This window comes from Arcobacter sp. L (assembly GCF_000284235.1).
Taxonomy (GTDB): Bacteria; Campylobacterota; Campylobacteria; order Campylobacterales; family Arcobacteraceae; genus Aliarcobacter; species Aliarcobacter defluvii.
The window spans coordinates 2639076-2652449 of record NC_017192.1 but is presented as its reverse complement, the minus strand read 5'-3'; the positions used below and the strand labels follow the sequence as shown (position 1 = coordinate 2652449).

13 protein-coding genes are annotated in these 13374 nt (G+C 28.2%); 10 read left to right on the top strand and 3 right to left on the bottom strand.

Going from position 1 to position 13374, the window contains the following annotated elements; all coding sequences use genetic code 11:
- The first annotated feature begins 18 nt into the window (after nt 1-18).
- The 10 genes from ABLL_RS13070 to ribD all read left to right on the top strand — a co-directional run bounded on the left by ABLL_RS13070 (nt 19) and on the right by ribD (nt 9501).
- Nucleotides 19-1005 carry a bifunctional oligoribonuclease/PAP phosphatase NrnA gene (locus tag ABLL_RS13070; protein WP_014475260.1) on the top strand — a complete coding sequence of 329 codons (987 nt, stop codon included), beginning with the start codon at nt 19-21 and terminating at the stop codon, nt 1003-1005.
- Nucleotides 989-2374: a M23 family metallopeptidase gene (locus tag ABLL_RS13065; RefSeq protein WP_014475259.1), complete on the top strand. Its 1386-nt coding sequence runs from the start codon at nt 989-991 to the stop codon at nt 2372-2374. The genes ABLL_RS13070 and ABLL_RS13065 overlap by 17 nt, the downstream gene beginning before the upstream one ends.
- Entirely contained in the window at nt 2371-3276 is a 906-nt protein-coding gene (lpxC, locus tag ABLL_RS13060) for a UDP-3-O-acyl-N-acetylglucosamine deacetylase (protein WP_014475258.1), read from the top strand. Before ABLL_RS13065 ends, lpxC begins: the two co-directional genes overlap by 4 nt.
- 12 nt (nt 3277-3288) lie before the next feature.
- Complete coding sequence (locus tag ABLL_RS13055) at nt 3289-3732, top strand: hypothetical protein (RefSeq protein WP_258239374.1); 444 nt, start codon at nt 3289-3291, stop codon at nt 3730-3732.
- 11 nt (nt 3733-3743) lie between these two features.
- The gene (gene thrB, locus ABLL_RS13050; RefSeq protein WP_014475256.1) at nt 3744-4625 is read left to right on the top strand and encodes a homoserine kinase; all 882 of its coding nucleotides are present in this window, start codon (nt 3744-3746) and stop codon (nt 4623-4625) included.
- 45 nt (nt 4626-4670) lie between these two features.
- Nucleotides 4671-4937, top strand: a complete 267-nt coding sequence (locus ABLL_RS13045) for a DUF448 domain-containing protein (protein ID WP_173363180.1) — start codon at nt 4671-4673, stop codon at nt 4935-4937.
- A complete protein-coding gene (gene infB, locus ABLL_RS13040; protein ID WP_014475254.1) occupies nt 4927-7617 on the top strand; it encodes a translation initiation factor IF-2 in 2691 nt (896 codons plus the stop codon). The genes ABLL_RS13045 and infB overlap by 11 nt, the downstream gene beginning before the upstream one ends.
- Complete coding sequence (rbfA, locus tag ABLL_RS13035; RefSeq protein WP_014475253.1) at nt 7617-7976, top strand: 30S ribosome-binding factor RbfA; 360 nt, start codon at nt 7617-7619, stop codon at nt 7974-7976. Before infB ends, rbfA begins: the two co-directional genes overlap by 1 nt.
- A complete protein-coding gene (gene rimP, locus ABLL_RS13030; protein WP_014475252.1) occupies nt 7976-8404 on the top strand; it encodes a ribosome maturation factor RimP in 429 nt (142 codons plus the stop codon). Before rbfA ends, rimP begins: the two co-directional genes overlap by 1 nt.
- A gap of 92 nt (nt 8405-8496) precedes the next feature.
- Complete coding sequence (gene ribD / locus ABLL_RS13025) at nt 8497-9501, top strand: bifunctional diaminohydroxyphosphoribosylaminopyrimidine deaminase/5-amino-6-(5-phosphoribosylamino)uracil reductase RibD (protein ID WP_014475251.1); 1005 nt, start codon at nt 8497-8499, stop codon at nt 9499-9501.
- 11 nt (nt 9502-9512) lie between these two features.
- Here ribD and efp read toward each other — a convergent pair whose 3' ends face one another.
- From efp to ABLL_RS13010, 3 genes are read right to left on the bottom strand one after another with little or no spacing between them, the layout of a single operon-like run.
- A complete protein-coding gene (gene efp / locus ABLL_RS13020) occupies nt 9513-10073 on the bottom strand; it encodes an elongation factor P (protein ID WP_014475250.1) in 561 nt (186 codons plus the stop codon).
- 9 nt (nt 10074-10082) lie between these two features.
- On the bottom strand, nt 10083-11666 hold the full coding sequence (serA, locus tag ABLL_RS13015; RefSeq protein ID WP_014475249.1) for a phosphoglycerate dehydrogenase: 1584 nt from the start codon (nt 11664-11666) through the stop codon (nt 10083-10085).
- Nucleotides 11667-11680: 14 nt separating this feature from the next.
- Nucleotides 11681-13333: a 30S ribosomal protein S1 gene (locus ABLL_RS13010; protein WP_014475248.1), complete on the bottom strand. Its 1653-nt coding sequence runs from the start codon at nt 13331-13333 to the stop codon at nt 11681-11683.
- Between the last annotated feature and the right edge of the window lie 41 nt (nt 13334-13374).

The following is a 13374-nucleotide window of genomic DNA, read 5'->3' as shown; positions in this document are numbered from 1 at the left end:
TGTTTAGAAAGGAGAAGGATGAAAAAAGATTTTATAATAAGTAATAAAGTTGATATGTCAGAATATACAAAAGCTTTAGAACTTATAGAAAAAAGTAGATATATTTTGATTATTACTCATGTAAATCCTGATCCTGATTCTATAGGTTCTGCATTGGCTTTATCAAATTTGTTTTATGAAAATAAGATAAAACATAAAGTTTATAATATAAGTTCAGATTTACCACAAAATCTTGATTTTATTCCAAGATTTGAAAAAATAACAGATCAATTACCTGCATTTTTTGATTTAGCAATTAGTGTTGATTGTGGAACTTATAAACGATTAGGCTTTGAATTAGATTCGTCAATTCCGCTTATAAATTTTGATCATCACAAATCAAATAATAGTTTTGGTGTAGTAAATATAGTTGATCCTCTCAAAAGTTCAACAGCAGAGTTAGTATATGAATTTTTTAAACATAATGGATTGTATATTACAAAAAATTCTGCAACTGCATTATATGTAGGAATTTATGATGATACTTTAGCTTTTTCTTTAAATAGATGTGATGAAATTACATTTGAAAAGATTAATTTTTTAGTTGAATGTGGAGCAAGTCCTTCTGAAATAGCAAATAAGCTATTAAGAAGAGATTCTTTGGCAAAATATAGAATTATTCCTAAAGTATTAGATAGTCTAGAATTATATAAAGAGGGAGAAGTTGCTTCTATCATTGCAAAAGAAGAATGGTTTAAAGAGACAGGAGCCCATAATAGAGATTGTGAAGATGCTCTTGATATGGTGATGAGTATAGCAATTGTAAGAATAGCTTTTTTTGTAAGAATAGTAAATGGAGTATCAAGAGTATCTTTGCGTTCTAAAGGTAAAATTGATGTATCTGCAATTGCTTCTCATTTTGATGGTGGTGGGCATTTTAATGCTGCTGGATGTACGTTGGATCTACTTGATGTTGAAAAAGCGAAAGAAATAGTTTTAAAGGAAATTCTTGAAATTTACAAATAATAAAAATAGTATTAAAGGATTATGGGTTTATATAGTTCTATTTGTATTAGTTGCGATAGTTGGTTTTTTATTTTTATCTCCTACTTTTGAGAGAAATGCACCAAAAATAACTGCGGAAGATGAAATTTATTGGAATTTACAAAAACCAATAAAAATAAATATATCAGATGATTATGGTATTAAATCTTATGAAGTATTATTTGTTGATGGTGACAAACAAGTTAGGCTAGATACTAAAGTATTAAAAGATGAAAATGGTTCAATAGATTTAGAAATTACTCCACCTGTTTTTGATGAATTTTATAAACCAACAAGCGGAAGTTTACAAATCCAAGCTTTTGATACAAGTAAGTGGAATTTCTTTAGAGGAAATGAATCAATTAAAAAATCAAAAATAATTATTGATAAAAGAAGTCCTATTGCAAATGTTGTAACAAATTCATATTTATTAAGACAAGGTGGTAGTGGAGTTATTGTTGTCGAAATTAATGATGAAAACTTAAAAGATTATTATATAACATTTAACGATGAAGAAATTTTTGAATTATTCCCTTTTTATAAGAAAGGTTTTTATATTTCTATTATTACTTGGCCAATTGATATAAAAGAATTTAAAAGGGTAAATTTAGTTGCAGTTGATATGGCAAATAATAAAACAGTTACTAAAGTTCCATTTTATATTAAAAGTTTTAAAGAAAAAATCGATGATATAAAAGTATCTGATGAATTTGTAAATAATGTTAGTAAACATGTTTTAGAAAATAGTAATATGACTGTTCCTTCTGATACGATTGAGGCATTTGTAAAAACAAATAAAGAATTAAGAGAAAAGAATGTTAAAACTATAAAAGATGTAGTTAGAAAAAATTTAGCAAATAGTGGAAAAATACCATTTGATGTAAAAACTTTTGTAAGAATGCCAAATGCAGCTACATTTGCACAATTTGGAGAAAGAAGACATTATTATTATAATGAACAAAAAATTGATGAAGCTTGGCATTTAGGAATGGATTGGGCAAGTGTTAAAAGAGCTGATGTAAATGTAACAAATCCAGGAAAAGTTATTTTTAAAGATTATTTAGGAATTTACGGTGATTCAATTATTGTTGATCATGGATTAGGACTAGCTACTTTATATGCTCATACAAGTAGTCAAAATGTTGAAGTGAATGATGAGGTAAAAACAGGACAACTTATAGCTAAAACTGGTTCAACTGGAGCTGTTTTTGGAGATCACTTGCATTTTGGAATTTTAGTTCAAGGTATAGAAGCAAATCCAAATGAATGGCTTGATAATGATTGGATAAAAGTAAATCTTACAAAAACAATGAATGATGCAATTAAAATAATAAATGGAAGCAGTAAATGAAACAAAGAACAATAGCAAAAAGTGTTGAAATTGTAGGAATAGGTCTTCATAAAGGTGTTCCTGTAAAAATGAGACTAGAACCTCTTGATAGTAATATGGGAATAGTTTTTTATAGAGTTGATGCAGGAGTTACTATTCCATTAAAAAAAGAGTTTGTTGTTGATACAAAAATGGCTACTGTTATTGGTAAAGATGGAGTTGTAATTTCAACAATTGAACATTTATTATCTGCTGTTTATGCTTATGGAATTGATAATTTAAGAGTTGTTGTTGATAATGATGAAGTTCCTGTTCTAGATGGAAGTTCATCAGGTTATTGTATGCTAATTGAAGAAGCTGGAATAAAAGAGTTAGATAAATCAAAAAAAGCTATAAAAATCAAAAAACTAGTTGAAGTTACAACTCCTGATGGGAAAAAAGTTTGTTTAAAACCATCTGATAGAATAGTATATGATTTTGAAATAAATTTTGAGCATCCAGCAATTGGAAAACAAAAATTTCATTTTGATTATTCAATTGCAGAATATAAGGAAAATATAAGTCGAGCAAGAACATTTGGATTTTTGCACGAAGTTCAATATTTGAGAAGTATTGGATTAGCTCAAGGTGGATCAATGGAAAATGCAATTGTACTTGACCAAACAAAAGTTTTAAATCCAGAAGGATTAAGATTTGATGATGAATTTGTTAGACATAAAATTTTAGATGCAATAGGAGATATGGCTCTTTTAGAATACACACTTGTTGGTGAATATGATGCAATTGCAGGAAGTCATCATTTAAATCATTTACTTACAAAAAAACTTTACGAAGATGAATCAAATTATGAAATTATTGATTTAGAAGAAGCTAGTAGTGAAGCTGTTGTGTTTGAAATGGCTTATTCAAAAGTAGAGAATTAAAACTTGATTGAAGTGTTAGTTATTACAATATCAAATCCATTGTTAATAGGTATTTATGAAAATAAAAAATTGATAAAAGATTATAAACTTGATGGTAAAACTTCTGATTTGCTACCTAACTTATTTAAAAATCTCTTAAATGACTTTGATATCCAGAAAATTATTTATGTAAATTCACCTGGTTCTTTTATGTCAATTAAAGTTGCATATATATTTTTAAAAACAATATGTATTTCAAAAAATATTGAATTTAATGCTATTGAAGGTTTTGAGTTTAATAATAATTCCCCAATTAAAGCTTTAGGTAAAAAATACTTTATTAGAGTAGAAAATAAAATTAAAGTAGATTTTTTAGAAAAAGATTGTATAATCCACGACTTTGAATTACCAATGGGTATAGAAAAATACAATTTTAAAGAAGAAACACTGCCAATATATAATTTACCAGCAGTTTAAGAAGGAAATGGATGAAAGTAAGCGTTCCAGCTACTAGTGCAAATTTAGGACCAGGATTTGATTGTTTAGGTCTAGCAATTTCTATGAAAAATCAAGTTATAATTAGACCATCTAAATTTCATAGTGTATCTTTAAAAGGAGAGGGTGCTAACAATCCAGCCTTGAAAGATAACAATATGTTTATCTCTATTTTTAATGATTTTTATCATAACTTATCACATAAAAAAAGACACTTTAGATTTGAATTTCAAAATGAAATTCCTTTATCAAGAGGTTTAGGAAGTTCATCTGCAGTTATTGTTTCTGCAATTGCAAGTGCTTATGCAATTGAAGGAATAAAACTTGAAAAAGATAAACTACTAAATCTTGCACTTGCCTATGAAAGCCATCCTGATAATATTACACCAGCTGTAATGGGTGGATTTAATGTTGCATGTGTACAAGAAAATGAAGTAAAATACATTAATAAAGCTATACCAAAAACTTTAAAAGCAGTAATTGTTGTCCCAAATAGAGCAATTTCAACTCAAATGTCAAGAAAAACATTGCCTTTTAAATATTCTAAAGAAGATACTGTTTTCAATATTTCTCATTCCTCTTTATTAACTGCAGCTTTTATGGCAGAAGATTGGGAAATGTTGAAATACGCATCAAATGACCAAATCCATCAAAAATATAGAATGAAACAAATGCCTGAACTTTTTGACGTACAAAAAACTGCACTTAAAGAAGGTGCTTTAATGAGTACATTATCTGGTTCTGGGTCAACATTATTTTCGATGACTTATTCTGATGATAGTAAAAATTTAGAAAAAGCATTAAAACTTAAATTTCCTCATTTCAGAGTATTCACTGTTGATTTTGATAATGTTGGAGTGAGAATAGAAATTTGATTATTTTTGATATTAAGTATAATTTGGGTATAATAATTGGCTAGTTTGAAAAAAATCTTAAGAACATGCATAATATGTAAGGCTAAGTTCGAACAAAAAGAGCTATTAAGATTAAAATGTGAAGATAAAAAATTGTCTCTGTATGACAATAAAGGTAGAAGTTTTTATATTTGTAGTGAATGTAAAGTAAATTTACAATTAGATATAAATGGAAAAGATTATAAAAAATTTGAAAAATCACTTTGTAAAGAGTGTAAAAATAAAGATAAGTATGTCACACAACTTAAGGAGATGCTAAGAGATGTCAGATAAAGTAAGAGTTTATGAAATTGCAGAAGAAGCGGGAGCAAGTAGCCAAGATGTTATTGCAAAAGCTAAAGATTTAGGAATAGAACTAAAATCACCGCAAAGTGCAGTATCATTTGAAGATGCTGAAGAAATTGCAACCTATATAATGACAGGAAAAAGTTCAAAAATTTCTAATAAACCAGCTTCAAAAGAAAAAAAAGTAATTAAAAAAGAAGAAAAGATAGAAGAAGATAAAAAACTAGAAAAAATAGTTGAAAAAGAAGAAAATGTTGAACTTATAGAAAAAAAAGAGAATGAAGTTAGAAAAAAACCTGAATTAAAAAAAGTAATAATCTCTAAGCCTGTTTCAAAAACTCCTTTAAGAACTCAAGATGAGATGGAAAAACCTGACGTAAATCCTGATAATGCAAATAAAATTATACCTAAAAGAAGAGGTTTAGTAATTATTAAAAAGAAAAAGCCAAAAGAAAATGTAGAAATTAAAACTTCTTTTGATGCAGAAACTCAACCAAAAAAACAAATGAAATCTTTAAGTGAAATTTTAGGTGGAAATGAAGAAGATGAAAAATTCAATAATGACAACTCTTTAAGTGCAGAAGAATTAAGAAAAGCTAAAAATAAAAAAGAAAAAAAGAAAACTATTGTAAAACCTCAAGATCATGGGAAAAAACTTGATGTAAATAGAGAATATTCAGATGATTTTGTAAGTTCTGATGATTCTTTACTTGGAGAAGAAGTAGTTTTACTTGATATGGACTTAGGTGATTCATTTAAAATTTTTGATGAACCAAAACCACAAAATCCTGCAAAACAATCAAGAAGTTCAAGACCTGCAGCATTTGGAAATACTCCACAAGGTTTAAAACGAGGAAAAAGAAAGAAAAGAATTTCAAGAACACAAGAAATTGCAGAAATTAAAGAAGTAACTATTCCTGAAGATATTAGAGTTTATGAATTTGCAGAAGCTTGTGGTAAATCACCAGCTGAAGTTATTACAGTACTATTTAGTTTAGGAATGATGGTTACAAAAAATGACTTTTTAAAACAAGATGAGTTAGAAATTCTTGGTGAAGAATTTGGAATAGAAGTAACTGTAAAAGATGCTTTGGAAGATGTTAATTATGTTGAAGATTACTTAGGTGAAGATATAGATGAAGGTTCATATGTAACAAGACCTCCTGTTGTAACAATTATGGGTCACGTTGATCATGGTAAAACATCTTTATTAGATAAAATAAGAAGTTCTAAAATAGCTGCTGCAGAAGCAGGTGGAATTACACAACATATTACTTCTTATACTGTTACTAAAAATGGACAAAAAATTACTTTTGTTGATACTCCAGGTCACGCAGCTTTCTCTGCGATGAGAGCAAGAGGAGCTAATGTAACAGATATTATTATTATTGTTGTAGCTGCTGATGATGGTGTTAAAACACAAACAGAAGAAGTTATTTCTCATGCAAAAGCTAGTGGTTGTCCAATTATTGTTGCAATGAATAAAATGGATAAAGAGACTGCTAATCCAGATATGGTAAAAGCTCAAATGGCAGAGCATGATTTAACACCTGTAGATTGGGGTGGAGATACAGAATTTATTGGTGTATCTGCAAAAACTGGAGCAGGTATTGATGAATTATTAGAAAATATTTTAATTCAAGCTGAACTACTTGAACTTAAAGCAGATCCAACTGCTAAAGCAAAAGCTACTGTAATTGAGTCTTCTTTAGAAAAAGGAAGAGGTCCTGTTGCAAATATTATTGTTCAAAATGGTACCCTAAGAATTGGTGATAATATTGTTTGTGATACTACATTTGGAAGAGTTAAAGCAATTACTGATGATAGTGGAAGAGCTGTTAAAGAGTTAGGGCTTTCAGAAACAGGAACGGTTTTAGGACTTAATGAAGTTCCAACAACTGGTTCATTTATGGTTGCAATGGATTCAGATAAAGAAGTTAGAGATATAGCAACAACAAGAGCTGAACATGCACGAGCAAAAGAACTATCAAAATCTACTAAAGTATCATTAGAAGAAATGAGTGGATTAATTGCTGAAGGGAAAATAAAACAATTACCAGTTATTATAAAAGCAGATGTTGGTGGTTCTTTAGAAGCTATAAAAGGATCATTAGAAAAAATTGCAAATGATGAAGTAAAAGTAAAAGTAATTCATGCAGCTGTTGGTGGAATTACTGAATCAGATTTAGTTTTAGCTGGTGCAAGTGACGGTTGTATAATATTAGGATTTAATGTAAGACCAACTGGTTCAGTTAAAGCAAAAGCAAAAGCAGATGGAATTACTATTAATACTTATTCTATTATTTATGATTTAATTGATGATATTAAAGATGCATTATCTGGTATGATGAGTGCAGTTATTAGAGAAGAAAATACTGGACAAGCAGAAGTTAGAGATACATTTGTTGTTCCAAAAATTGGAACAGTAGCAGGATGTTTAGTAACGGATGGTAAAGTAATTCGTGGTGGGCATGCAAGAATCATTAGAGATGGTGTTGTAACATATACAGGGAAAATTTCATCATTAAAAAGATTTAAAGATGATGTTAAAGAAGTTGCAAATGGTTATGAATGTGGTATTATGTTTGAAAAATTCAATGATATAAAAGTTGGAGATTTTATCGAAACATTCATCCAAATCGAAGAAAAAGTATCTGTAGATAATTAATGAAAAGTATTAATTTACAAAGAACAGAATCTTTACTTATGGAGTTGATTCCAGAAGCTTTATCAAATTTGGCAGATGCTAGGATAAATTCACTTCCTATAACAGGAATCAATTGCAAAAACGGAAAATATGATGCAATTGTATATTTTGATGGTTCTGACTATGATAAAAATGAAATAAAAGAAATTATATCATCTTTAATAAAAGCTAATGGAAGATTAAAAACACATATATTAGCAAGTACAGGTTGGTATAAATGTCCAAATTTTACATTTGTTAATGATACATCTTTGGAAAAATCAAAACATATAGAAGATTTATTTGCCCAAATTAGAAAAACAACAAAGAGTGAAGAATAATGAATTTAGAAGAATCAATAAAATTAGCAGTTGAAAGTTTAGGCGCAAACTTGTATGACATAACAACTGCAAGAGAACATGATAAAAATATTTTTAGAGTTTCTGTTACAGCTGATGGTGGGATTAGTTTAGATAAATGTGCTGAAATTTCTAGAATGATTTCTCCAATATTAGATGTAAATGAACCAATGAATGGAGAATATGTTTTAGAAGTAAGTTCTCCAGGAATAGAAAGAAAGTTAAAAAAGAAAGAACATTTTATTGCATCAGTTGGTGAGAAAGTTAAAATAAAAGATTTTTCAACTGAGGTTTATAAAGGGGAATTGATTTTTGCAGATGATGAAAAAATCATAATTAAAACTGAATTTGGCGAAGATGAATTAACATATGACTCTATATTAGCAGCTGCTACTTATTTTGAATGGTAAAATTAGAAGAGTCATCTTTTCTAATTTTAACAACTAATTAAAACTACTTAATATATACTACTTTCCAAATTTAAATTAAAGCGAATATTATAATGAAAATAGATGATAATTTTTATATGAAATTAGCAATTGATGAGGCATGGAAATATCAACTTTTAACTTATCCTAATCCTGCTGTTGGTTGCGTAATTGTTAAAGATGGAAGATTACTTGCAATTGAAGCTCATAAAGAAGCTGGCATGCCACATGCAGAAATTAATGCACTTAAATCAGCATATTTAATTGAAAATCCAAACTCAATATTAAAAACAAAAAATAATTCACAAGAAATCCATAATTTTCTTATAGAAAATCACGATGGTTATTTTAATGATTGTGAAATTTTCGTAACACTTGAACCTTGCAATCACATTGGAAAAACTCCATCTTGTGCAAATTTATTAAAAGTATTGAAACCAAAAAGAGTAATTATTGGACATGAAGATATAAATAAAATTGCGTCAGGGGGCATACAAACGTTAGAAAGTGCTAATATTGAAGTTAGTCTAAGATGTATGGAAAAAGAAGCATATAATCTTTTATATCCATTTATAAAATGGAGTAATGGAACATTTATTTTTTATAAAATGGCACAAACTTTAAATGGTTGTATAGATGGTACTATATCATCAAAGATGAGCCAATTATATGTACATACATTAAGAGATAAAGTAGACCTTATGCTTATTGGCGGAAATACTGTAAGAATTGATAAGCCAACTCTTGATGCGAGATATATAGGTGGACGGGCACCGGATATTATGATTTATAGTAAGAATAAAATATTTGATAATGCTATACCATTATTCAAAGTAGCTAATAGAGAAGTATTTATAAGTGATGATTTATTTAAATTACTTGATTACAAATTTGTTATGGTAGAAGGTGTCTATAAATTAATGAATATATTAAAAGAGAAGATTGATTATATTGTACTTATTGTTAGTCCAAAAATTAGAAATGGAATTAATGCTTTAAATGAAATTGATATAAATTTTGAGATAGTACATGAAAATTATCTTGGAGAAGAAAAAATTATATATTTAAAAAGAAAATAGTAGCAAAGCTACTATTTTACTTTTTCTAAGTATTCACCTGTTCTAGTGTCAACTTTGATAATATCACCTTCTAAAATATGGAAAGGAATTTGTACAACGGCACCCGATTCTAATGTTGCTGGTTTTCTTCCACCTTGAGAATCACCTTTAAAGTTTGGTGGTGTTTCTACAATTTTAAGTTCAACAACCATAGGAGGTTCAACAGTGATCGCTTTACCATTATAATACATCATATCAACATTCATTCCATCGATAATCCAATCAAATGCTTCACCAACTTGTTCATATGTTAAACCTTCTTGTTCATAAGAAGTTGTATCCATAAATTGTAATAATTCACCATCATCATATAAAAATTGCATTTGTTTTTGTTGTAAGTTAGGCACTTCACATTTATCACCTGCATGAAAAGTTTTTTCAATAACTTTTCCATTTAAAAATGATTTTATTTTACATCTAACAAATGCAGCACCTTTTCCTGGTTTTACATGTTGGTATTCTGTAATTTTATAAGGAACTCCATCAACTTCGATCTTTAATCCCTTTTTTAATTCACTCATTCCAATCGCCATATTCTCTCCTTAAATTTCGGCATAAGCAACAGCAATTGCTGCTTCTAAATTATCAAGTTTTTTTAATATATCTGAATTTGGTTTTTCATCTAAAAGTATTACAGCTAATGCACCATCTTTACCTCTTGATAATCTAAAGTCAGCAATATTAATATTATTATCACCAAGAATTCTACCAACTTCACCAATAACACCTGGTACATCGTTATTTCTCATGATAATCATTTTACCTTTTGGTTCAATATCTAATTGGAATCCACTTAATTCAACAATTCTTTGAACATCATCATTAAATACAGTTCCAGAGATTGTTTTTACGCCAGTTGGCGTTGTAATTTTAATTGAAACTTTGTTTTGATAGCCACTTAAATTTGATAATTCAGACATTGTTAATTCAATGCCTTTTTCTTTTGCAATAAAATTTGCATTAACATAATTTACTTCGCTTCCAGAACTAACAGCTAAAACACCTACTGTTGCAAATGTTTGTAAAGAGTCTAAATATTCAGAAATTTTACCTTCAGCTGAAATATTGATTGATCTAATTTCACTTTTACTAATTTGTGCTAATAAAAATGCCATTTTTTGTGTTAATTCAATATATGGTTTTACAAATGAAGGAATTTTACTTTCATCTATTGGTAAATTTAAAGCATTTGGATATGCAATTCCACGTGCAGATTCTATAGCATTATTTGCAGCTTGAATAGAAATCTCTTTTTGAGATTCTTTTGTATTTGCACCTAAGTGAGCAGTTACAGTTATATTTGGTAAATCTAGTAAAGGATTATTTATTGCAGGTTCTTTTTTAAATACATCGATTCCAGCCATTGCAATTTTTCCAGATTTTAGGTTCTCATATAATGCTTCTTCGTTATATAATCCACCTCTAGCACAATTTATTAAAATTACACCATCTTTCATTTTAGCAATTTCTTCAAAACTAATCATATCGATAGTTTCTTTATTTTTTGGAGTATGAATTGTAATAATATCACAAGCTAAAATATCATCAAAATTAGTTGTATATTTGATACCTAAATCAGTTGCTTTAGTTGAAGGAATATATGGATCGTATGTTACAACATCCATTTCAAATGATTTAGCTCTTAATGCAACTCTATGTCCAATGTTACCAAAACCGATAACTCCTAATTTTTTTCCATAAAGTTCATTTCCATACCAATCTTCTCTTTTCCAAACTCTATCATTTTTTAATTGATTATGAGCATATGGAAATTTTCTCATACAAGATAACATATGAGTCATTGTTAATTCTACTGCTGCAATTGTGTTTGCAGTAGGAACATTCATTGCAATAATTCCTCTTTTACTACATCCATCAATATCAACATTATCATATCCAACACCAGCTCTAATAATAGCTTTCAAATTTGTTGCTGCATTTAAAAATTTTTCATCTACATCAGTTGAAGATCTTGTGATTGCTACATGAGCATCTTTTATAATATTTAACAGCTCTGTTTTATCTATATCTGCTGCATATACATAATTTACATCTTCAGTATTTTGAAGTATTTGTAAACCAGCCTCATGTATATGGTCACAAACTACTATTGTATGTTTACTCATTTAAATAATCCCTATTATTTCATTTGATCTTTTAAAATATCACCTAAAGTCATAGATGAATCATCATTAACAGATTTTAAAACTTCTCTTTCTTGTTGTTGCTCTAATCTTTTTACTGATAATCTAACTCTATTTTTTTTAGTATCAATATTTACAATAACAGCTTCAACTTCGTCACCATTTTTAATATCATCAGGATTTAATGGTCCAAAATCTTCATTTCTAATTAATCCATCAAGATTATTTTCTAATTTTATAAAAATACCAAAATCTTTTGTATCTTTAACAGTTCCTTTTACAATATCACCAATTTTATATGTATCTTGGAATCTTTTTGCTGGAGAATCAGCTATTTCTTTTACTGATAATGAAATGTTTTCTTTTTCTTTATCAATTTTGATAATTTTTACTTCAACTTCATCACCTTTTTTAAAGATAGTTTTACATTTAGCATTTGGCTCCCAAGAAGCTTCTTCATTATGTAATAAACCATCAACTTCACCAATTGAAACAAAAGCTCCAAAATCAGTTAAAGTTGCAATTTTACCTTTAATTACATCTCCAACTTTGTGCTCATTAGTAAATTTAGTGAAAGGTTTTTCTTGTAAATTTTTTAGTGATACTCTTAATCTTTTTTGCTCAACATTTAATTCAATAACTTCAACATTGATTTCTTCACCAATTGTTAAAAGTTCTTTTGGATTTTTTAAGTTTTTATTCCATGAAATTTCAGAAATATGTAATAATCCTTCAATATCATTTCCTAAATCAACGAATGCACCATAAGATTCAAAGTTAGAAACAGTTACAGTAATTGTATCACCAACTTCTAATTCATCTTTTATTTCTTCCCAAGGATTAGACAGTGCAGCTTTAATTGATAATGATAAGTGTTGTTTTGCTTTGTCATAAGATAAAACTACAACAGAAACTTCATCACCTTCATTGTAGTAATTTGCAGGATTAACAGGACCTTTATAAGAAATTTCATTGTAGTTTACTAAACCATCAATTCCACCTAAATCAACAAACATTCCATAAGAAGTAATTTTCTTAATGATACCATTTACAGGTTCTTTATTTTCTAAAATTTCTGAAACTTTATTGTCTTTTACAGCTTTTGATTCTTCTATTAATTTTTTTCTTGATACAATAATTGAATTTTGAGCTTTATTTACCTTGATAACTTTAGCTTTTACAGTTTTTCCAATTGCACCTTGTGCTTTTAGATAAGATTGTGCCATAGGCATGAAATATTCACAACCATCAGCATCTTCAATTATAAAACCACCTCTTTGTTTAACAGAAATGATTTTACCTTCGATTGTTACATCTTCAAAATCTTCACCATGAGCTTTTACAAAAGCATCAAATTTTTCTTTTTGTAAAACTTTTTTATGTGAAATACTTGGTCTTTCCCCTCTATTTCCCATTAACATAACAGGGATAGTGTCTCCAACTTTATATTTTATTTCACCACCAATTGTAATTTCTGAAATAGCTAATTGACCTTCAATTTTTTGACCAACATCAACTAAAACTCTTTCATTAGTAATTTCAACAATTACACCATCAACCACAGAATTATTTTCTGCATTCTCAAAAGACTCATTTAGCATTTGCTCAAAATCAAAGTCTTCACCTAAATCAATATCTTCGATACCCATTTTATTCCTTCATATTTACCAGTTTTATTAAATGGGAAGAT